A 20,992-nucleotide genomic window follows, 5' to 3' on the forward strand; every position below is an offset into this window, starting at 1 on the left:
TCTTATAAGGATAAAATAGTGGGAGAGTGGGAAAAAATGGTGAAAATCTCTGAATTTCAAATAAAAGATGTTGTAAATGTATCTGATGGCAAAAAACTAGGTAACATTGGTGATATCGAAATTAACCTTACTACTGGTAAAATAGAAGCGGTTATTGTTAGTGGTAACGGTAAAGTGCTGGGCTTTTTTGGGAGGGAAGAGGATATTATTATTCCTTGGAAAAATATTATTAAAATTGGTCAGGATGTAATCTTAGTAAGATACAAGTTAATGGAAGAAAGGTCCGCGGAGGAAATGGAAGGTTAGGATATCATTGTCATCTTACGGTGACCAATTAAACGATTCATGGTACACTAGAAAAAAACAAAAGAGGTTGAATATGGAGCCCTTTGTATATGATCATCAATCCTATTTTTCAATTAACCACTGGATACACCAGTATCCTGGGCTTGTTGCCGGCATAACAACAAAAAAAGGCGGCAGCAGCAAAAATATTTATGAAAGTTTTAATATGGGTTTTCACGTTGGAGACCTAAATGAGGCAGTTTGTTTAAATAGGAACAAGCTGGCCGAATTAATTCACTTTCCTGTTCAACAATGGGTAGGGGCAGAACAGACCCACGATACTCTAATCAGAAAAATTTCTAAGGCTGACCGAGGGACAGGGGCAGATTCCTATGAATATGCTTTTAAGGGGACAGATGGCTTTTACACAAATGAAGAGGGGATTTTATTAACATTATGCTATGCAGATTGTGTCCCTCTTTTTTTTATTTCTCCTGAACATAAAATGATTGGTACTGCTCATGCTGGCTGGAAAGGTACGGTAAATAAAATTGCACAAAAAATGATCGACCATTGGAAAGCCGAAGGGATTGCAGCGAATCAAATTCTAGTAGCAATAGGTCCGTCAATTTGTGAAAAATGTTATATTGTTAATGATTATGTTATTAACTTTGTAGAAAATACACTAGTAGATGTCGAAAAAAAACCATATAATTTAATTAGTGATGGTCAATATACATTAGACTTAAAGGAAATAAATAAACGGATTCTTCTGAAGGCAGGGGTTCCTGAAGAAAATATTACCATTTCTAAACTTTGCTCCAGCTGTGACCAATCTGAATTTTTTTCTCACCGCCGAGATAAGGGACAAACGGGAAGGATGTTAAGTTTTATTGGATGGAAGGAGACCTCAGAACAGAATGAAAGTAGCAGATAATCTCTTACATATTAAACAGCAAATAAGTCATGCTTGCCAAAAGGTAAATCGGGCTCCTGATGAGGTGAAACTGATTGCAGTTACTAAATATGTCAGCACTGAAAGAGCCCAAGAAGCGTTGGATGCAGGGATCATAAATCTCGGTGAAAATCGTGATGAAGGACTCTTGGCTAAGTGGGAAGTATTAGCGGACAAGCCCTTATGGCATTTTATTGGAACCCTGCAGACACGTAAAGTTAAAAATATTATTGATAAGGTAGAATATATTCATTCCTTAGATCGAATTTCACTTGCTGAGGAAATTAACAAACGTGCAGTGAAAAAAATGAAATGTCTTGTTCAAGTAAACGTATCTCAAGAAGAATCAAAGCATGGTTTAGCTCCAGAGGATGTTCTGGACTTCATCGAAAGCCTGCGTCCTTTTGAAAATATTATCATTGCAGGATTAATGACGATGGCACCATTTACGGAGGATGAAGAACAACTTCGAAATTGTTTCCGAAAGTTAAAGGAGCTTCGTGAACAAATAAAAAATTGCAATTTTGATTTTGCCCCTTGTAATGAACTTTCTATGGGAATGTCTAATGACTTTGGTATTGCCATAGAAGAAGGCGCAACGATGATTAGAATTGGAACTGCACTTGTCGGTGAAACAGGTGAGGAGGAAAAGAAATGACGATTAAATCAAAATTAAAAACATTTTTCTTTTTAGATGATGATTATGATGATAATAATCAGGATGAATATGAAAAGGTAGAGCCGATAAAGCCTCAAAAGCAGCCAACTAAGCCTCAAAATGTTGTAAGTTTACAGAGTGTACAAAAAGCGGCAAAAGTAATTTTAGTAGAACCTAGAGTATATGCGGAGGCACAAGACGTTACGGACCATTTAAAAAGCAGACGTGCCGTAATTGTGAATCTTCAGCGTATTGGTCATGAAGAAGGAAGGCAAATTGTTGACTTTTTAAGCGGAGCTGTCTATGCATTAAGCGGAGACATACAAAAAGTAGGCTCAAATATATTTTTGTGTACCCCTGATAATGTTGAGATATCCGGCAATATCTCCGAATTAATTAAGGAACAAGAAGAATATCAAGATACGAGGTGGTAGATAGAAATGGATATAATTTTTAACGTTTTGGTCCAATTACTTGGGATCTATAAATGGATGCTTATTATCTATATCCTTTTATCGTGGTTCCCGAATATGAGAGATTCACAAATAGGAGCGATTCTTGGTAAGTTATGTGAACCATTTCTAGAGCCTTTTAGAAAAATTATTCCCCCTTTAGGGATGGTGGATCTCTCTCCTTTAGCAGCTTTCTTGGTTTTATCTTTTGCCCCTAATGGCTTAAGAGTAATTCAAAGCTTAATTTCTTAATCTAGCCAATTGGTCTAAGGAGTCAAACATGAATATTTATCAGCATTTTCGCCCAGAGGAACGGGAATTTATTGATCAAGTATTATCTTGGAAGGATTATGTTGAATCCAGCTATTCACCTAAACTAACCGATTTTCTAGATCCAAGAGAGCAGCATATCTTAAAGGTTTTAATTGGTGAGCATGGGAGTGTAAAGGTTCAGCTTTTTGGCGGGATATCAAATAGTGAAAGAAAAAGGGCATTAATCATGCCCGATTATTTGGTTCCTACTGAAGAGGAATTTCAAATTAATCTCTTTGAAATTGATTATCCGATTAAATTTGTTTCCATTGAGCATCCACAAGTGTTAGGTTCACTTATGTCTTTAGGATTAAAACGCGGGAAATTTGGCGACATCCTTATCAAGGATGGACGGATACAGTTTTTCATTGCAGTAGAAATCAGTGACTACATTAAAATTAATTTGGAATCGATTGGCAGGGCATCAATACGCTTAAAAGAGTTAGCACTTGAGGAAGCTGTTACAACAGATGAAGTATGGATGGAGCAAGACATAACCGTTTCATCCTTACGTCTTGATACGATTATTTCAGGTATTCACCATATATCTAGGCAAAAATCACAGCTTTTTATTCAACAAGGATTGATAAAGGTGAACTGGACAACGATTGAAAATCATTCGTTTGAATGTGCAGAGGGTGATTTGTTATCAGCTAGAGGCTATGGCAGGGTGAAAATTTTGTCAATAGAAGGTAGAACAAAAAAGGATAAGTGGCGAATAGTTGTCGGAAAGCAAAAATAAATTTATTATTTAAGCAGGGAATTTGAAAACTTTGTCGAATATTTGCTTATACATATATTTAGAAGAAAGATTCTTGGAGGTGGCATCATGCCGTTAACGCCGTTAGATATTCACAATAAAGAATTTAACAAAGGTTTTCGTGGTTACGATGAGGACGAGGTAAATGAATTTTTAGACCAAGTCATAAAGGATTATGAATTAGTCCTTCGTGAAAAAAAAGAAATAGAAGAACGTTTAAATGAAATGAAAGACCGTCTTGGTCACTTTGTAAATATTGAGGAAACGTTAAACAAATCAATTATTATTGCTCAAGAAGCTGGTGAAGATGTAAAAAGAAATGCCCAAAAGGAAGCAAAGCTGATTATTAAAGAGGCAGAAAAGAATGCTGATCGGATTGTAAATGAGTCACTTTCAAAAGCTAGAAAAATTGCTCTTGAAATTGAGGATTTGAAAAAGCAATCAAAAGTGTTCCGTACCCGTTTCAAAATGTTGATCGAAGCTCAGCTTGATATGTTAAACACGGATGACTGGGATCATCTATTAGAGTATGAAGTTGACGCCACAGAACTTAAAATCCATGAGGAAGAAGATTCCTTAGCTTGACGAATTGGTATTATTTCGCATATAATTTCTTAATAGATTATAAAGATTGTTAAATGGCAATGACAGGGACAGTACAATTTTTCATAAACTTTTGGCAGCGAGCTGGGGATGGTGGAAGCCTGGTAAAAGAGAGGAATTGGAAGATCACCCTTGAGTCCCATACTGAAACTTTTTTTTAAAGAGGATTAAGTTATGGCGGGTTATTCACGTTACGAATCTTCAAGAGGATAGTACCTAGTTGTACTATCTATCAGGGTGGTACCGCGGGAATAAAACCTTCTCGTCCCTTTTATGGGATGAGAGGGTTTTTTTATTTGGAAAAAAGGCCATTCTGTTTATATAGGAATACAGGAGGATGAAAAAAATGGAATATAAAGATACGTTATTAATGCTAAAAACTGAATTTCCAATGCGTGGAAATCTTCCGCAAAGAGAGCCTGAGATTCAGGCAAAGTGGGAGGAATTAAATATTTACAAAAAGGTTCAGGAGCGAACTGCAGGACGTCCCATGTTTGTGCTCCATGACGGCCCACCATATGCAAATGGTGATATTCATATGGGTCATGCCCTCAATAAAGTATTGAAAGACTTTATTGTGCGCTACAAATCGATGAGCGGCTTTCATGCACCATATGTACCGGGTTGGGATACACATGGTTTGCCAATTGAACAGGCATTAACAAATAAGGGAGTAAAACGTAAAGAGATGACGGTTGCTGAATTCCGTCAGCTTTGTACAAAATATGCTCTTGAACAAGTGAGTAATCAGCGTGAACAATTTAAACGTATCGGCGTTCGTGGAGATTGGGAAAACCCGTATATTACACTTAAGCCTGAGTATGAAGCACAGCAAATTAAAGTCTTTGGAGAAATGGCGAAGAAGGGCTACATTTATAAAGGTCTTAAACCTGTATATTGGTCCCCGTCAAGTGAATCAGCTCTTGCAGAAGCAGAAATTGAATATCAAGATAAAAAGTCACCCTCTATCTATGTTGGCTTTAAAGTTAAAGATGGAAAAGGCGTTCTTGATACGGATGTCCAAATTGTCATCTGGACGACTACTCCTTGGACGATTCCAGCTAACTTAGGAATTTCCGTACACCCAGACCTAACCTATGTAGTTGTAGCAGCAAATGGAAACAAATACTTAGTAGCAGAAGCTCTTCTAGAAGCAGTAACGAAGGAAGTTGGTTGGGAAGATGCTGCTGTTGTCCAAAAGGTAAAGGGCAATGAATTAGAGAATATTCTTGCAGCACACCCATTATATGACCGTGACTCCTTACTAATGCTTGGTGAACATGTCACAACTGATGCTGGAACAGGCTGCGTTCATACAGCTCCAGGACACGGGGAGGATGACTTCCAAGTTGGTCAAAAGTATGGACTTGAAGTACTTTGCCCTGTAGATGATAAAGGTGTAATGACAAGTGAAGCGCCTGGTTTCGAAGGATTATTTTACGATACGGCCAACAAGCCAATTTCTCAAGCATTAGAAGATGCTGGAGCGCTTTTAAAACTTTCATTCATCACTCACTCCTATCCACATGATTGGAGAACAAAAAAGCCAGTAATCTTCCGTGCTACAGCGCAATGGTTTGCATCGATAAAAGACTTCCGTGATGACCTGCTTGAAGCTGTTAAAGAAACAAAGTGGGTACCGGCCTGGGGTGAAACCCGACTATTTAACATGGTCCGTGACCGCGGTGACTGGTGTATTTCACGTCAGCGTGTATGGGGAGTTCCAATTCCAGTGTTTTATGATGAAAGTGGTAAGGAAATCATCACAGATGAAACGATTGAACATGTTTCTGGTTTGTTCCGAGAATACGGTTCAAATATTTGGTTTGAGCGTGATGCAAAAGACCTTCTACCTGAAGGATTTACGCACCCGGGAAGTCCGAATGGTTTGTTTACAAAAGAAACAGATATCATGGACGTTTGGTTTGACTCTGGATCTTCTCACCAAGCCGTACTTCTAGAAAGAGAAGACCTAGTTAGACCAGCTGATTTATATCTAGAAGGTTCAGACCAATATCGTGGCTGGTTCAATTCTTCGTTATCAACTGCTGTAGCCGTCACAGGGAAAGCTCCATATAAAGGTGTACTAAGCCATGGATTTGCCCTGGATGGTGAAGGAAGAAAGATGAGTAAGTCAATAGGAAATGTTGTTGTTCCTGAGAAGGTAATGAAACAATTAGGTGCAGATATTTTAAGGCTTTGGGTTGCTTCTGTTGATTATCAGGCGGATGTTCGTGTATCGGATGCTATTTTAAAGCAGGTTGCTGAGGTTTATCGAAAAATCCGTAATACCCTCCGTTTCTTGCTGGGTAACTTATCCGATTTCAATCCTACAACCGATAGGGTTTCATATGAAAACCTTCGTGAAGTGGATCAATTTATGCTGGTAAAATTAAATAAGCTGATCAAATATTCTTTAAATGCCTATGAAAATTACGAGTTTGCTGGAATTTACCATGCGGTTAACAATTTCTGCACTCTAGACTTAAGTTCCTTCTATCTTGATTTTGCTAAGGATGTTCTTTATATTGAGGCTGTTAACAACCATGAACGTCGTGCAATCCAAACGGTTCTCTACGATTCATTAGTGGCATTAACTAAGTTAGTTACTCCAATTCTTCCTCATACTGCAGATGAGGTCTGGAAATTCATTCCTGCAGTTTCAGAAGAAAGTGTACAATTAACCGATATGCCTGCGTATCAGGAACTTGCGAATGCAAAAGCCATAGAAGAGAAGTGGACTGCATTCATGAAGCTGCGTGATGATGTTTTAAAAGCACTTGAAGAGGCTAGAAATCAAAAGGTTATTGGTAAATCTTTAACGGCGAAGGTTTCTTTATATGTGAATGAGAATACGAAAGACTTGTTAAACTCCATTGATGAAAATGTACAACAGTTATTTATCATCTCAGCATTTGAAGTTGCGGGTAGTTATGATCAAGCACCTGAAAATGCAATTAAATTAGATACGGCTGCCATTGTTGTTACGAAAGCAGATGGCGAAATCTGTGAACGCTGCTGGGTAGTTACTCCTGAAGTAGGTCAGGACAGTGAGCACCCTACACTTTGCCCACGCTGTGCTGAAGTAGTTAAAGGGAACTATTCCCACTTAGCATAAAGAGAAAACCCCATGATTAAATCATGGGGTTTTTTCAATTTTTAACCTTTTCCGTTAATTGTTGTAGGGGTTGTCAAATCTTTTTCCGGTTCACTTGTTGATACTAGGAGATACTATTAGAAATCAATATAACGGAGGTTACAACTATGAATGCATTGCAGGAACAGCTGTTTTGGGAACTCCGTAAAACTCAAGTAGAACTTTTAAGATCATTAAAGAATAAACAGCAAGACGATTGGTTAATCCCGATATTGCAGGATGAACTTGCAGATATTTCATCCGCTATTTATAAGATAGAACATGGCAACTTTGGTCAGTGTGAGATGTCAGGTGAACCATTGCCCGAATATCTTTTGAAAATAATGCCAACGATAAAATCCTCTAAGGATTCCGATGATTTAGAAAACTACTATAGGAAACCGATTATTTCCGCCTTTTACTAACCTTTCATTGTTGTTTCGTCCAAGATTATGCTAAAATGCTAAGGGTAAAGTCAACGCATGAGATGGGGGTATTCCTTAGTGTTTTATTATTTAATCGCAATTGTTATTATTTTTTTAGATCAAGTGACGAAGTGGCTGATTGTCTCTAAAATGTATCTTGGAGAAAGTATCCCTGTTGTTGATAATTTCTTGTATATTACTTCTCATCGAAATCGGGGAGCAGCATGGGGTATCTTGCAAGGTCAAATGTGGTTCTTTTACGTAATTACCATTATAGTAATCATTGCGATCGTTTTTTACATTCAAAAAGAGGCGAAAGGTAAATGGCTGTTAGGTGTTGCCCTGGCTTTCATGCTTGGTGGGGCAATAGGTAACTTTATTGACCGTGTGCTTCGTAAAGAAGTTGTTGATTTTATTCATACGTATATTTTCAATTATAACTTCCCAGTATTTAATATAGCGGATTCGGCTTTAGTCATTGGCGTAGTATTATTAATGATTCAAATGCTGCGTGATGAGCGAGGAACAAAGGAGAAATCATATGGAGAAAATGGAACACATCATTCTTGAACAACAAAAAGGTGATCGAATTGATAAGGTTATTTCAACTTTAGATGAAGAATGGTCACGAACGCAAGTTCAACAATGGATAAAAGAAGGAAATGTTCTTGTTAATGGACAAAAGATAAAAACAAATTATAAGTGCAGTTTAAACGATCAAATTGAGATTACCATTCCAGACCCTGAACTATTAGATGTTATTCCTGAAGAGATGGATTTGGAAATCTATTTTGAAGATAGGGATGTATTAGTGGTTAATAAACCAAGCGGAATGGTCGTTCACCCTGCTCCAGGTCATTTGACAGGTACACTTGTTAATGGCTTAATGGCCCATTGTAAGGATTTATCAGGGATAAATGGTGTTCTACGCCCTGGGATCGTTCATCGCATTGATAAAGACACCTCAGGTCTTCTCATGGTGGCTAAAAATGACATGGCTCATGAAAAGCTTGTTAATCAATTAGTGGAAAAAACAGTAACTCGAAAATATCGAGCCATTGTTCATGGGGTAATCCCGCATGATTTTGGAACAATCGATGCACCACTTGGAAGAGATACAAAAGACCGACAAAGTATGACCGTTGTGGATAATGGAAAGCATGCCGTTACTCATTTCCATGTAATTGAAAGGTTTAAGGATTTTACATTTGTGGAGTGCCAACTCGAGACAGGCAGAACACACCAAATTCGTGTCCACATGAAGTATATTGGCTACCCGCTAGCTGGGGATCCAAAGTATGGTCCTAAGAAAACACTTGATATAAATGGACAAGCATTACATGCTGGAGTCCTTGGGTTTAACCACCCGAGAACCAACGAATACGTAGAATTCGAAGCTCCCTTACCAAGAGAATTTGATGAGGTTTTAGAACAATTACGAAATAATCATTGACATATTTGTCGAATTAAAGTACGATTACAACAGTTAAATATGCCTTTAAATCAGTCCTGTGAGGCTGAGAAGGAACGGATTAATTAGATGGGATACTTATGCCCATACTAACATGCTCTCGTACCTCTCACCTCAAGGTGAGAGGTTTTTTTATTATAATAGGCAGGTGATGATTATGAACCAAAAAGCCGTAGTGCTAGATACGCAAGCTATTGGTAGAGCATTAACTAGAATATCCCACCAAATTATTGAAAAAAATAAAGGGATTGAAGATTGTGTTCTGGTAGGTATTCGAACCAGAGGAATTTTCATTGCGAAGAGGCTTGCAGCCAAAATCGAAGAAATTGAAGGCAAATCAATTCCTGTTGGTGAATTGGACATTACCCTTTACCGAGATGATTTAACGAAGAAAACAGAAAATCCTCTAGTTAAGGGATCTGATATTCCTGTTGAATTGAGAGATAAAAAAGTGATCCTTGTTGACGATGTTCTATATACAGGTCGAACTGTTAGAGCGGGTTTAGACGCCATTATGGATCTTGGTCGACCATCGGTTATACAACTGGCCGTTCTGGTTGACCGAGGACACCGGGAGCTTCCAATTAGAGCAGATTATGTTGGAAAAAATATCCCAACTTCAAGTAGTGAAAAAGTAATCGTTGAATTACTTGAAGTCGACAAGCTAGACCAAGTGAGTATCTTTGAAAAATAAATAGAAACCCTTTTAATTCCAGTCCTGTGAGGCTGAAAAAGGGGGGATCCTGCCTGAAAACTTTGTTTTCAAGGCAATTCTAAACCCTCTTTGTAAACTCCTAGACAAAGAGGGTTTTTTGTGAAAAAAATACTAACAATAAATGAAAAGATTGTGGAGGAGACAAAATGAACAACAACAAACCCATCTTAGACGTACACGAGATTCCAAAACCTACCCAATGGATTACATTAAGCTTACAGCACTTATTCGCAATGTTCGGAGCAACCATTCTCGTTCCATATCTCGTCGGCTTAAGCCCGGCAATTGCCTTAATATCAAGTGGTTTAGGAACACTTGCCTTTCTAATGATTACAAAATGGCAAGTACCTGCATACTTAGGTTCGTCATTTGCTTTTATTGCACCAGTCATAGCTGCAAAAGCAACTGCCGGACCAGGAGGAGCGATGATTGGTGCCTTCTTAGCAGGTTTGGTTTATGGAATAGTGGCACTAGTGATCAGTAAAGCAGGTCACCGCTGGATTATGAATTTACTTCCTCCGATTGTTGTCGGTCCAGTCATTATCGTAATCGGTTTAGCTCTCGCTGGGACAGCTGTTAGTATGGCGATGAATAACCCTGCAGGTGAATATAGCCTGCTGCACTTCTCGGCAGCTTTGGTAACATTAGCAACAACGATTATTTGTACCATCTACATGCGCGGTATGTTGAGTATAATTCCAATTTTAGCTGGGATTGTCGTTGGTTATCTTTACTCCTTTGCAATAGGAATCGTTGATTTTAAGCCAGTATTGGAAGCAAGCTGGTTTCAAATGCCAGAATTCATTATCCCTTTTGTAAGCTACGAGGTTAAAATAACGTGGGATTTAGCACTATTAATGGTACCAGTCGCAGTTGTAACTCTTTCAGAACACATTGGTCACCAGCTCGTACTTAGTAAAGTCGTTGGCCGTGATTATATTAAAGAACCAGGTTTACACCGCTCCATTTTGGGGGATGGAACAGCAACAATCATCTCAGCTTTGATTGGAGGACCTCCAAAGACTACTTATGGTGAAAATATTGGAGTGCTGGCCATTACACGAGTATATAGTGTGTATGTCGTTGCGGGTGCAGCAGTTCTTGCTACTATCTTTGGATTTGTCGGAAAAATAACAGCATTAATCAGTACAATCCCAACACCTGTTATGGGTGGTGTCTCCATACTACTCTTTGGAATCATCGCATCATCGGGTTTACGTATGCTCGTTGACAGTAATATTGACTTTGGAAACAATCGTAACTTGGTTATATCGTCTGTCATTCTTGTGATCGGAATTGGCGGTGCCTTTATTAAAGTATCAGAGTCCTTCCAAATTCAAGGAATGGCATTAGCCGCAATAGCGGGTGTCCTTTTACACCTAATCCTTCCAGGCAAAGAGCCAGTTAAGGAAGACATGTTTGAACAAAAAGTAGAAAAAGAACATAAAACTGCATAAGGAAAATCAACCTTTTAAAGTAGTCCCAGAGAGGCTATAAGGGTGTAACACTAAGTGCCATGGATGCAGTATCTTCATGGACTTAGTACGATTAATTGCACCCTGATCAATTAGATCAGGGTCTTTTTTTACCAAAGGCTCTTTTCTTAAACTTTGTTGCTTTAGGATTTTAACAACAATCGTTTCGAAAACAGTCTTACCATATTGAGGGATGGGGGAATAGCATGTTAACTCACTTGCTAACCACAAATGAATTGAAGGTAGATGAGATTTACCAAGTACTTTCCGAGGCGCAAGAGTTTGCTGAGGGGAAAACATGGCGGCCGAAAACTCAAATGTTTTCAGCAAACTTATTTTTTGAAGCTAGTACAAGAACAAAGTCCAGTTTTGAGATAGCTGAAAGAAGGTTGGGGCTTGACGTCATTCCGTTTGAAGTGAACACTTCGAGTGTTCAAAAAGGGGAGACCTTGTATGATACTGTAAAAACTCTAGAAGCCATTGGCGTGAATACCATTGTCATCCGCCATGGACAGGATCGTTATTTTGATGAGCTTGTTGGGAAGATAAATATTCCAATTATAAATGGTGGAGATGGCTGTGGCCACCACCCAACACAGTCACTTTTAGACCTTTTAACCATCTACCAGGAGTTTGGTGGATTTTCAGGTTTGAAAATTGCCATCATTGGTGACATAAGACATAGCAGAGTAGCACGCTCAAATGCTGATACACTCACACGACTAGGAGCAGATGTGATTTTCTCAGGACCGCTAGAATGGTTTGACCAACATAGTTTAAGTGCAGCAAGATATAGACCCATAGATGAAGCAATTCGGGATGCCGATGTTGTTATGCTCCTACGTGTACAGCACGAACGTCACCAAAAGAAGGGAAGCTTTACAGCCGCGGATTATCATAGACAATTTGGTCTCACCTTAGAAAGGGAAAAGACAATGAAGCCAAATAGTATTATTATGCATCCGGCCCCTGTAAACCGAAATGTTGAGATATCTGATAGCTTAGTAGAGTGCAAACGTTCAAGAATCTTTAAGCAAATGGAAAACGGTGTATATGTAAGAATGGCTGTCTTAAAAAGATCAATTGCAAGTATAAAAGGAGTGTATGGGAATGAAACTACTTATTCAGAACGCCAGCTACATAGCATTTAACAAGCAAAATAAACAGGCTGATATTTTAATAGAAGATGGGATCATTGTAAAAATTGACACAAAAATAGAAGAAAATGTTGATCGAAAAGTAGATGCTTCAGGAATGTTAGTATCACCAGGTTTTATTGATTTACATGTTCATCTGCGCGAGCCAGGGGGCGAGAAGAAAGAAACAATTGCCACCGGAACCCTCGCTGCTGCAAGAGGTGGTTTTACTACACTAGCGGCAATGCCAAATACGAGACCAGTTCCAGATTCTAAACAACAAATGGAATGGGTGCAAAAACGAATACAAGATACTGCGAATGTACGGGTTTTACCCTATGCTTCGATAACGGTAAGGCAGCTAGGCAGGGAATTAACAGACTTTATGGCGCTGAAGAACGCGGGTGCATTTGCTTTTACCGATGATGGTGTTGGCATTCAATCTGCAGAGATGATGTTAAAAGCGATGAAGAAAGCTGCAGAACTAAATGTAGCGATTGTTGCGCATTGTGAGGAAGATACATTAATCAATAAAGGCTGCGTCCATGAAGGTTCTTTTTCAAAAAGGAATGGTTTAAACGGAATTCCTTCCGTTTGTGAGTCCGTTCAAATTGCAAGGGATGTGCTGTTGGCAGAGGCGGCTGACTGCCATTATCATGTTTGCCATGTAAGTACAAAAGAATCGGTACGCGTGATAAGGGATGCAAAGCGAGCAGGGATTAAAGTCACTGCGGAAGTAACGCCACACCATTTATTATTAACTCAAGAGGATATTCCAGGTCTTGATCCGAATTTTAAAATGAATCCACCGCTTCGTGATAAAAGTGATCGGGAAGCTTTACTCGAAGGACTTTTGGATGGAACGATTGATTTTATTGCCACAGATCATGCACCGCATACGAGTGAAGAAAAAAATGAGGGAATGGAGCTAGCCCCATTTGGGATTGTCGGCTTAGAAACAGCTTTCCCACTCCTTTATACACATTTAGTCTTAAAGAACATCATGACACTTGAACAGTTAATTGGTTATTTGACGAAAAAGCCTGCAGAAAGCTTTGGGCTTCCTTACGGAAAAATTGAAGAAGGTGCCCCAGCTGATATTGTTCTCTTAAATCTTGATGAAGAAAAAGATATTAACCCACAAGAATTTTTATCAAAAGGGAAAAACACCCCATTTACTGGCTGGACTTGTAAGGGTTGGCCGCAAATGACGATCGCGAGTGGCAAAGTAGCTTGGGAAAAAGGAAGTGTAACCGTATGAAAGCACAGCTTATTTTAGAAGATGGAACTATTTTTATCGGTGAAGGTTTTGGCAGTCATATGGATACAATCGGAGAAGTCGTCTTTAATACTGGAATGACTGGCTATCAGGAAATACTTTCCGACCCATCCTATTGCGGTCAAATTGTGATGTTAACATATCCATTGATTGGAAATTACGGGATTAACAGAGATGATTTTGAAACGATTAATCCAGCAGTAAAAGGTTTTATTGTAAAAGATGCGACAGAATTCCCTTCAAATTGGAGAAGTGAATTTACACTTGATGAGTATTTTAAAATGAAAAAAATTCCGGGCATTGCCGGTATTGATACCCGCAAATTAACAAGAATTATCCGTAAATATGGGACATTAAAAGGGGCAATCTGTTCGATTGAAAGGGATCCAAATGAGGTAATAAGTAAACTAAAACAGACAAAGCTTCCAATTGATCAAGTCAGAAGCGTCTCTACAAAAAATTCCTACCCAAGCCCAGGTAGGGGAAAAAGAATTGTGCTCGTTGATTTTGGGATGAAGCATGGTATTTTACGAGAATTAAATAAACGGAATTGTGATGTTGTTGTAGTTCCGTATCATACAACTGCAGACGAAATTCTCCAATTCCGTCCGGATGGAATTATGTTATCGAATGGTCCTGGGGATCCAAAAGATGTCCCAGAAGCCATCCATATGATTAAGCAGATTATGGGGTTAGTACCGTTATTTGGAATCTGCCTTGGGCACCAATTATTTGCCTTAGCTTCCGGCGCAAATACAATCAAAATGAAATTTGGTCATAGAGGTTCTAACCATCCTGTTAAGGATTTAGCAACTGGGAAAATTGCGATAACAGCACAAAACCATGGCTTTACGGTTGAAGAACAATCATTACAAGGTACAAGGCTGGTTGTTACGCATATCGCTTTAAATGATGGAACTGTAGAGGGATTAAAACATTTAGATTATCCTGCCTTTACCGTCCAGTATCATCCAGAGGCATCACCAGGACCTGAGGATGCAAACCATTTATTCGATCAGTTTCTCGCAATGATTGAATCTGAAAAACAGGAGGTTACAACAACATGCCAAAACGTACAGATATAAACTCCATATTGGTGATCGGATCAGGACCAATTGTCATTGGCCAGGCAGCGGAATTTGATTATGCAGGCACTCAGGCTTGTATCGCTTTAAAAGAAGAAGGGTATCGGGTTATTCTGGTTAATTCAAATCCAGCCACGATTATGACGGATACAGAGATTGCAGACGCTGTCTATATTGAGCCCTTAACAGAAGAATTTGTCAGCAGAATTATTCGGAAGGAACGTCCTGATGCACTTTTGGCTACTCTTGGCGGTCAAACAGGTCTGAATCTTGCGGTTGAATTAGCAAACTCCGGAGTCTTAGATGAGTGTGAGGTTGAGATCCTAGGAACGAAATTATCAGCCATCAAACAAGCAGAGGACCGTGATTTATTTCGCAGTCTCATGAATGAACTAAATGAGCCAGTTCCCGATAGTGAAATTATCCATAAATTAGATGAAGCCCGGTCATTCGTTGAAAAAATTGGGTTTCCTGTGATTGTACGCCCGGCCTATACGCTTGGAGGAACAGGTGGAGGTATTTGCCATAATTCAGAAGAGCTTGAAGAAATCGTAGCGAGCGGATTAAAGCATAGCCCAGTAAATCAATGCTTACTAGAAAAAAGCATTGCCGGATATAAAGAGATCGAATACGAAGTCATGCGTGATGGAAATGACAATGCGATTGTTGTCTGTAATATGGAAAACATTGATCCTGTTGGTGTACACACAGGTGACTCAATTGTAGTTGCACCAAGTCAAACGTTAAGTGACCGAGAATATCAGCTATTAAGAAATGTTTCACTTAAAATCATTCGTACACTTGGGATTGAAGGTGGCTGTAATGTTCAGCTAGCCCTAGACCCATATAGCTTTAACTACTATATTATCGAAGTAAATCCCAGGGTAAGCCGTTCTTCCGCTCTTGCCTCAAAAGCAACCGGCTATCCAATTGCCAAGCTTGCAGCAAAAATTGCGGTTGGTTTAACACTGGATGAAATGCTTAATCCTGTAACCGGGAAAACGTATGCAAGCTTTGAACCTGCACTTGATTACATCGTAACCAAAATTCCGAGATGGCCATTTGATAAATTTGAATCAGGGAACCGTTCACTTGGTACCCAAATGAAAGCAACCGGCGAAGTAATGGCAATTGGCCGTACCTTTGAGGAATCATTATTAAAAGCAATTCGTTCCCTTGAAGCTGGAGTTTACCATTTCGAGTTAAATGGAGCAGCAGAAATCAGTAATGAATTACTAGAAAAAAGAATTCACAAAGCTGGAGACGAAAGACTATTTTATATCGCAGAAGCAATTAAGCGAGGGATCACAGTAGATACCATTCACCAATGGAGCCAAATCGATTTATTTTTCCTACACAAATTTCAGGGGATCATCGAATTCGAAACAAAAATAGCTGCCAATCCAAAAAATTTGGAAGTACTTAAGGAAGCTAAACAAAAGGGGTTCTCAGATAAAAAGATTGCCGAGCTTTGGGAACAAACAGAAGAAGATATTTACAGTCTGCGCAAAGATCATCAGTTGATTCCTGTTTATAAAATGGTCGATACCTGTGCAGCTGAATTTGAGTCAGAAACACCATACTATTATGGGACTTATGAAGAAGAAAATGAATCGATTGTAACGGATCGAAAAAGTGTGATTGTGCTTGGCTCCGGTCCAATTCGCATCGGACAGGGAATTGAGTTTGATTATGCAACCGTGCATTCAGTAAAAGCAATTAAAGAAGCCGGCTATGAAGCGATTATTATCAATAATAATCCTGAAACGGTTTCGACAGATTTCAGTATCTCCGATAAGTTGTATTTTGAGCCTTTAACGATAGAAGATGTCATGAGTATTATTGATTTAGAAAAGCCGATGGGAGTCATTGTTCAATTCGGCGGGCAGACAGCCATTAATCTTGCAGCGAAATTAGCAGAACATGGAGTTGAAATTCTCGGAACAAGCCTTGAGGATTTAGATCGTGCTGAGAATCGGGATAAGTTTGAACAAGCTCTTGTACAGCTTGATATTCCAATGCCACTTGGAAAAACGGCATTATCAGTAGAGGAAGCTGTAGAGATTGCAAATGGAATTGGCTATCCAGTCCTTGTTCGTCCTTCTTACGTACTCGGCGGCAGAGCGATGGAAATTGTTTATCGCCAAGAAGAATTGCTTCATTATATGGAAAATGCCGTTAAGATTAATCCAGAGCATCCCGTGTTAATCGACCGCTACTTAACAGGTCAGGAAATTGAAGTAGATGCCATATGTGATGGTGAGAATGTGTTGATACCTGGAATTATGGAACATATTGAGCGTGCCGGGGTCCATTCGGGGGATTCGATTGCAGTATATCCACCGCAAACTTTATCAGAAACTGTGAAAAAAACACTAGTGGAATACACGGAAAGAATGGCTAAAGGTCTAAACATCATAGGTCTGTTAAATATTCAGTATGTATTAGCAAAGGGTCAAGTATATGTCCTTGAAGTCAATCCCCGTTCAAGTCGTACGGTTCCGTTTTTAAGCAAAATAACCAATGTTCCAATGGCTAAAATTGCTACAAAAGCTATCTTAGGAGTTTCGATAACGGAACAGGGATATACACCAGGAATTGTTCCTGAAAAGAAAGGTGTTTATGTAAAAGTTCCAGTTTTCTCTTTTGCTAAGTTAAGAAATGTTGATATCACACTCGGACCTGAAATGAAATCAACGGGTGAGGTTATGGGAAAAGATAGTACGCTGGAAAAAGCACTTTACAAAGGGTTAGTAGCTTCTGGTATGAAAATCCAAAAATTTGGTACTGTCTTGTTTACAGTTGCGGATAAAGATAAGCAAGAATCATTAAAGCTTGCAAAACGATTTGCGGCCAACGGCTACCGTCTAATGGCAACCGGTGGGACAGCAACTGTACTAGAGTCTGCTGGTCTCCAGGTAAAAGTAATTGGAAAAATTGGCTCAGAAGGAAAAACATTACTCGATGTCATTCATAATGGGGAAGCTCAATTCATCATCAACACACTTACAAAGGGAAAACAGCCGGAACGTGATGGCTTTAGAATCCGTAGGGAAGCAGTTGAAAATGGAGTTCCATGCTTAACGTCATTAGATACTGCAGACGCCATTCTGAAAGTAATAGAGTCAATGAATTTTTCAGCTGAAGCCATGGCTATAGAGGAAAAGGAGGCTGTCTTTGCATGATCAAAAAGGAATTATGCAACATCATCTCCCAAGAGGAAATCGCGACAGATATTTTTGAATTAACAGTCGAAGCCCAATTAGTAAATGAAATTACCGCACCTGGTCAGTTTGTCCATATTCGGATTGACAAGGCACTAGATCCACTTTTACGTAGACCTTTAAGTATTTCATCCTTTAATAAGGTGAAATCGCAATTTACCATGATTTATCGAACAGATGGGAAAGGGACAACACTCCTGGCTGAAAAAAGGCAAGGGGTGCAGCTAGATATTCTTGGTCCCTTAGGTAATGGTTTTCCTGTTGATGAAGTGAATGCGGGTGAAACAGCCTTACTAGTTGGGGGAGGGATTGGTGTACCTCCACTATATGAGCTCTCAAAACAGCTGACTGCTAAAGGGGTTAAGGTGATCCATGTCCTTGGCTTCCAAACACAATCAGCAGTTTTCTTTGAACAGAAATTTTTGGAGAACGGAGAAACCTATATTACAACGGTTGATGGGTCATACGGTACCAAAGGATTTGTGACGGATATTATCCGAGATTTAGATTTTGATTGTCTATATACGTGCGGACCAACCCCAATGCTGAAAGCAATTGAAAAAGAGTATGCTCATAAGAAAGTATTTTTATCATTAGAAGAAAGAATGGGCTGCGGGGTAGGTGCATGCTTTGCATGTGTATGTAAAACAAGTAACGAGCAAGAAGATGTATCGTATAAAAAAGTTTGCAGTGATGGTCCAGTATTCCGTGCTGGGGAGGTAGTCCTATGAGCAAGTTGAGACTAGAGTTACCTGGTTTAACATTAAAGAACCCAATCATGCCAGCTTCCGGATGCTTTGGTTTTGGCAAGGAATATAGCCAATTCTATGATTTGAGCAAACTCGGTGCAATTATGATAAAAGCAACAACGGTGGAACCTAGATTTGGAAATCCAACTCCGAGGGTAGCAGAAACATCAGCAGGAATGCTTAATGCCATTGGCCTGCAAAATCCTGGTTTAGCAAGTGTACTGAGCAATGAATTGCCATGGTTAGCACAGTATGATGTCCCGATTATTGCAAATGTCGCAGGTTCGCAAGAAGAGGACTATGTCGCGGTTGCTAAAAGCATATCTAAAGCTTCCAATGTCCATGCATTAGAAATAAATATTTCTTGTCCAAATGTAAAGACAGGGGGAATCGCTTTTGGTACGATACCTGATGTTGCCAAGCATTTAACCAAAAAGGTTAAGGATGTATCCGATGTACCCGTTTATGTAAAGCTTTCACCGAACGTAACAAATATCGTAGAAATGGCCAAAGCTGTAGAAGCAGGCGGGGCTGATGGGTTAACGATGATTAACACGCTTGTTGGCATGAGAATGGATTTAAAAACAGGTAAGCCGATTTTAGCCAATCGCACCGGTGGGCTATCTGGACCAGCGATTAAACCTGTTGCCTTACGAATGATTTATGAAGTAAGCCAAGCAGTAAATATCCCGATCATTGGGATGGGTGGAATTGAGTCTGCTGAAGATGTGATTGAATTCTTTTATGCAGGGGCAAGTGCTGTTGCGGTAGGTACAGCGAATTTTGTAGATCCGTTTGTGTGTCCAACCATCATCGAGGAATTACCTTTGCTGTTAGAAAAATTGGGGTATGAACACATTAGTGAATGTACCGGAAGGAGCTGGCGAAAGCATGGAGAACCCACTTATCATCGCGCTTGATTTTGCAAATCGTCAAGAAGTAGAAAGTTTTTTGCACCCATTTAATGGTGAGCAGCTTTTTCTAAAAGTTGGAATGGAACTGTTTTATCAAGAGGGTCCTGGAATCGTCCATTATTTAAAAGACAGTGGTCATCGTATTTTCTTAGATTTAAAGCTTCATGATATACCGAACACAGTGAAGAGCGCGATGAAGGGTCTTGCAAAGCTGGAATGTGACCTTGTAAACGTCCATGCTGCTGGCGGCAAAGAGATGATGAGTGCTGCAATAGAAGGATTAGAGGCAGGTACAGTTGCAGGACGTAAGCGCCCCGCTTGCATCGCAGTTACACAGCTAACAAGCACATCAGAAGAACAAATGAAAAAAGAACAGCTTATATCTGTTTCGCTGGAGCAATCCGTTCTTCATTATGCATCATTAACGAAAGAAGCAGGCTTAGATGGAGTCGTTTGCTCCGCCTGGGAGGCATTATCCATTCAGGAAGCGTTGGGTAATACCTTTTACAAGGTTACCCCTGGTATCAGGATGGAGAAAGATCATTCAGGAGACCAAAAACGAATTGCTACCCCTGAATTTGCAAGAAATGCTGGCGTGACGTCGATTGTTGTCGGACGCTCAATTACAAGATCAAATGATCCAGTGAGAAGCTATGAAAAATGGATGGAAGCATGGAGGAGTGTTCAGGTATGAAAAAATTAATAGCAGAGAAATTATTATCCATCCATGCGGTTGCATTGAAGCCGAATGAACCGTTTACTTGGACATCAGGATTACGTTCACCAATTTATTGTGACAACCGCCTTACACTTTCGTATCCGGAAGTAAGAAGAGAGATTGCAAAAGGGCTGCAATCACTTATCCAAGAGAATTTTCCAGGAGCTGAAATCATTGCAGGTACAGCAACAGCAGGCATCCCTCATGCGGCGTGGGTCAGTGAGCTATTAGACGCGCCAATGTGCTATGTCCGGTCGAGTGCAAAAGGTCATGGGAAAGGTAATCAGATAGAAGGTAAAGTGGAAAAAGGGCAAAAGGCTGTTGTGGTAGAAGATTTAATTTCTACTGGCGGCAGTGTTATTACTGCTGTTCAAGCACTCAGAGAAGCTGGATGCGAAGTCCTTGGAGTGGTTTCCATTTTCACATACGGACTAGAGAAGGGGAAGGAAGCCTTCTTACAGGAGGATATTAACAGTGAATCACTAACTGATTTTCCTACTTTAGTAGAGGTAGCAATTGAACAGGGGTACATAAGCAAAAATGATCAAGAGAGTTTACTATCTTGGAGTCTAGCCCCAGCAAAATGGAGTAAGAAATACGAATAAGAAAATGCCCCAGCCAGAAAATCTGGGGCATTTTC

Annotated in this window: 21 protein-coding genes and 1 other annotated feature; all 21 genes read left to right on the forward strand. The window is 39.6% G+C overall.

Translation table 11 applies throughout. From position 1 onward, the window contains the following. Positions 1 to 36: 36 nt before the first annotated feature. The 21 genes from V7124_RS00560 (at position 37) to pyrE (ending at position 20,957) form a co-directional block, all read left to right on the forward strand. Positions 37 to 306, forward strand: a complete 270-nt coding sequence (locus V7124_RS00560) for a YlmC/YmxH family sporulation protein (protein ID WP_335411774.1) — start codon at positions 37 to 39, stop codon at positions 304 to 306. Positions 307 to 379: 73 nt separating this feature from the next. Then, positions 380 to 1,222 carry a peptidoglycan editing factor PgeF gene (gene pgeF / locus V7124_RS00565; protein WP_335411772.1) on the forward strand — a complete coding sequence of 281 codons (843 nt, stop codon included), beginning with the start codon at positions 380 to 382 and terminating at the stop codon, positions 1,220 to 1,222. Then, positions 1,206 to 1,898 (forward strand): YggS family pyridoxal phosphate-dependent enzyme, encoded by a 693-nt coding sequence (locus V7124_RS00570; protein WP_335485003.1) that lies wholly within the window; start codon positions 1,206 to 1,208, stop codon positions 1,896 to 1,898. Before pgeF ends, V7124_RS00570 begins: the two co-directional genes overlap by 17 nt. Continuing rightward, positions 1,895 to 2,332, forward strand: coding sequence for a cell division protein SepF (locus V7124_RS00575; RefSeq protein WP_335411770.1), 438 nt, complete (start codon positions 1,895 to 1,897; stop codon positions 2,330 to 2,332). Before V7124_RS00570 ends, V7124_RS00575 begins: the two co-directional genes overlap by 4 nt. Positions 2,333 to 2,338: 6 nt before the next feature. Then, the gene (locus tag V7124_RS00580) at positions 2,339 to 2,602 is read left to right on the forward strand and encodes a YggT family protein (protein ID WP_335411768.1); all 264 of its coding nucleotides are present in this window, start codon (positions 2,339 to 2,341) and stop codon (positions 2,600 to 2,602) included. A 28-nt stretch (positions 2,603 to 2,630) separates the two neighbouring features. Beyond that, positions 2,631 to 3,404 carry an RNA-binding protein gene (locus tag V7124_RS00585; RefSeq protein WP_335485005.1) on the forward strand — a complete coding sequence of 258 codons (774 nt, stop codon included), beginning with the start codon at positions 2,631 to 2,633 and terminating at the stop codon, positions 3,402 to 3,404. 87 nt (positions 3,405 to 3,491) lie between these two features. Further along, entirely contained in the window at positions 3,492 to 4,007 is a 516-nt protein-coding gene (locus V7124_RS00590) for a DivIVA domain-containing protein (protein WP_179597292.1), read from the forward strand. A gap of 50 nt (positions 4,008 to 4,057) precedes the next feature. Continuing rightward, positions 4,058 to 4,298 (forward strand) — a binding site (T-box leader). Between the two features lie 73 nt (positions 4,299 to 4,371). Further along, the gene (gene ileS, locus V7124_RS00595) at positions 4,372 to 7,143 is read left to right on the forward strand and encodes an isoleucine--tRNA ligase (protein ID WP_335485008.1); all 2,772 of its coding nucleotides are present in this window, start codon (positions 4,372 to 4,374) and stop codon (positions 7,141 to 7,143) included. Between the two features lie 146 nt (positions 7,144 to 7,289). Next, positions 7,290 to 7,586, forward strand: coding sequence for a hypothetical protein (locus tag V7124_RS00600; protein ID WP_335485011.1), 297 nt, complete (start codon positions 7,290 to 7,292; stop codon positions 7,584 to 7,586). 78 nt (positions 7,587 to 7,664) lie between these two features. After that, entirely contained in the window at positions 7,665 to 8,156 is a 492-nt protein-coding gene (gene lspA, locus V7124_RS00605; RefSeq protein WP_335411757.1) for a signal peptidase II, read from the forward strand. Beyond that, positions 8,128 to 9,039: an RluA family pseudouridine synthase gene (locus V7124_RS00610; protein WP_335485014.1), complete on the forward strand. Its 912-nt coding sequence runs from the start codon at positions 8,128 to 8,130 to the stop codon at positions 9,037 to 9,039. Before lspA ends, V7124_RS00610 begins: the two co-directional genes overlap by 29 nt. A 175-nt stretch (positions 9,040 to 9,214) precedes the next feature. Then, positions 9,215 to 9,751: a bifunctional pyr operon transcriptional regulator/uracil phosphoribosyltransferase PyrR gene (gene pyrR / locus V7124_RS00615; protein ID WP_335411753.1), complete on the forward strand. Its 537-nt coding sequence runs from the start codon at positions 9,215 to 9,217 to the stop codon at positions 9,749 to 9,751. 167 nt (positions 9,752 to 9,918) lie between these two features. Further along, positions 9,919 to 11,229 (forward strand): solute carrier family 23 protein, encoded by a 1,311-nt coding sequence (locus tag V7124_RS00620; protein ID WP_335411751.1) that lies wholly within the window; start codon positions 9,919 to 9,921, stop codon positions 11,227 to 11,229. 224 nt (positions 11,230 to 11,453) lie between these two features. Beyond that, on the forward strand, positions 11,454 to 12,398 hold the full coding sequence (locus V7124_RS00625; RefSeq protein ID WP_335411748.1) for an aspartate carbamoyltransferase catalytic subunit: 945 nt from the start codon (positions 11,454 to 11,456) through the stop codon (positions 12,396 to 12,398). Then, positions 12,358 to 13,644 carry a dihydroorotase gene (locus V7124_RS00630; RefSeq protein ID WP_335485016.1) on the forward strand — a complete coding sequence of 429 codons (1,287 nt, stop codon included), beginning with the start codon at positions 12,358 to 12,360 and terminating at the stop codon, positions 13,642 to 13,644. The genes V7124_RS00625 and V7124_RS00630 overlap by 41 nt, the downstream gene beginning before the upstream one ends. Further along, complete coding sequence (locus V7124_RS00635) at positions 13,641 to 14,747, forward strand: carbamoyl phosphate synthase small subunit (protein WP_335411743.1); 1,107 nt, start codon at positions 13,641 to 13,643, stop codon at positions 14,745 to 14,747. The genes V7124_RS00630 and V7124_RS00635 overlap by 4 nt, the downstream gene beginning before the upstream one ends. Next, positions 14,726 to 17,932 (forward strand): carbamoyl-phosphate synthase large subunit, encoded by a 3,207-nt coding sequence (gene carB / locus V7124_RS00640; RefSeq protein ID WP_335411741.1) that lies wholly within the window; start codon positions 14,726 to 14,728, stop codon positions 17,930 to 17,932. Before V7124_RS00635 ends, carB begins: the two co-directional genes overlap by 22 nt. Next, entirely contained in the window at positions 17,929 to 18,702 is a 774-nt protein-coding gene (locus V7124_RS00645) for a dihydroorotate dehydrogenase electron transfer subunit (protein WP_335485019.1), read from the forward strand. The genes carB and V7124_RS00645 overlap by 4 nt, the downstream gene beginning before the upstream one ends. Beyond that, entirely contained in the window at positions 18,699 to 19,640 is a 942-nt protein-coding gene (locus tag V7124_RS00650; protein ID WP_335485022.1) for a dihydroorotate dehydrogenase, read from the forward strand. Before V7124_RS00645 ends, V7124_RS00650 begins: the two co-directional genes overlap by 4 nt. After that, a complete protein-coding gene (pyrF, locus tag V7124_RS00655) occupies positions 19,612 to 20,328 on the forward strand; it encodes an orotidine-5'-phosphate decarboxylase (RefSeq protein ID WP_335485025.1) in 717 nt (238 codons plus the stop codon). Before V7124_RS00650 ends, pyrF begins: the two co-directional genes overlap by 29 nt. Next, positions 20,325 to 20,957 carry an orotate phosphoribosyltransferase gene (gene pyrE, locus V7124_RS00660; protein ID WP_335411733.1) on the forward strand — a complete coding sequence of 211 codons (633 nt, stop codon included), beginning with the start codon at positions 20,325 to 20,327 and terminating at the stop codon, positions 20,955 to 20,957. Before pyrF ends, pyrE begins: the two co-directional genes overlap by 4 nt. Positions 20,958 to 20,992: the final 35 nt, after the last annotated feature.

This window comes from Neobacillus niacini (assembly GCF_036961885.1).
Lineage (GTDB): Bacteria > Bacillota > Bacilli > Bacillales > Cytobacillaceae > Neobacillus > Neobacillus niacini_H.

Bases quoted from the DNA above. Each gene is read 5' to 3' on its own strand.
- V7124_RS00560 (WP_335411774.1), top strand. From the start codon at position 37: ATGGTGAAAATCTCTGAATTTCAAATAAAAGATGTTGTAAATGTATCT.
- pgeF (WP_335411772.1), top strand. From the start codon at position 380: ATGGAGCCCTTTGTATATGATCATCAATCCTATTTTTCAATTAACCAC.
- V7124_RS00570 (WP_335485003.1), top strand. From the start codon at position 1,206: ATGAAAGTAGCAGATAATCTCTTACATATTAAACAGCAAATAAGTCAT.
- V7124_RS00575 (WP_335411770.1), top strand. From the start codon at position 1,895: ATGACGATTAAATCAAAATTAAAAACATTTTTCTTTTTAGATGATGAT.
- V7124_RS00580 (WP_335411768.1), top strand. From the start codon at position 2,339: ATGGATATAATTTTTAACGTTTTGGTCCAATTACTTGGGATCTATAAA.
- V7124_RS00585 (WP_335485005.1), top strand. From the start codon at position 2,631: ATGAATATTTATCAGCATTTTCGCCCAGAGGAACGGGAATTTATTGAT.
- V7124_RS00590 (WP_179597292.1), top strand. From the start codon at position 3,492: ATGCCGTTAACGCCGTTAGATATTCACAATAAAGAATTTAACAAAGGT.
- ileS (WP_335485008.1), top strand. From the start codon at position 4,372: ATGGAATATAAAGATACGTTATTAATGCTAAAAACTGAATTTCCAATG.
- V7124_RS00600 (WP_335485011.1), top strand. From the start codon at position 7,290: ATGAATGCATTGCAGGAACAGCTGTTTTGGGAACTCCGTAAAACTCAA.
- V7124_RS00610 (WP_335485014.1), top strand. From the start codon at position 8,128: ATGGAGAAAATGGAACACATCATTCTTGAACAACAAAAAGGTGATCGA.
- pyrR (WP_335411753.1), top strand. From the start codon at position 9,215: ATGAACCAAAAAGCCGTAGTGCTAGATACGCAAGCTATTGGTAGAGCA.
- V7124_RS00620 (WP_335411751.1), top strand. From the start codon at position 9,919: ATGAACAACAACAAACCCATCTTAGACGTACACGAGATTCCAAAACCT.
- V7124_RS00625 (WP_335411748.1), top strand. From the start codon at position 11,454: ATGTTAACTCACTTGCTAACCACAAATGAATTGAAGGTAGATGAGATT.
- V7124_RS00630 (WP_335485016.1), top strand. From the start codon at position 12,358: ATGAAACTACTTATTCAGAACGCCAGCTACATAGCATTTAACAAGCAA.
- V7124_RS00635 (WP_335411743.1), top strand. From the start codon at position 13,641: ATGAAAGCACAGCTTATTTTAGAAGATGGAACTATTTTTATCGGTGAA.
- carB (WP_335411741.1), top strand. From the start codon at position 14,726: ATGCCAAAACGTACAGATATAAACTCCATATTGGTGATCGGATCAGGA.
- V7124_RS00645 (WP_335485019.1), top strand. From the start codon at position 17,929: ATGATCAAAAAGGAATTATGCAACATCATCTCCCAAGAGGAAATCGCG.
- V7124_RS00650 (WP_335485022.1), top strand. From the start codon at position 18,699: ATGAGCAAGTTGAGACTAGAGTTACCTGGTTTAACATTAAAGAACCCA.
- pyrF (WP_335485025.1), top strand. From the start codon at position 19,612: ATGGAGAACCCACTTATCATCGCGCTTGATTTTGCAAATCGTCAAGAA.
- pyrE (WP_335411733.1), top strand. From the start codon at position 20,325: ATGAAAAAATTAATAGCAGAGAAATTATTATCCATCCATGCGGTTGCA.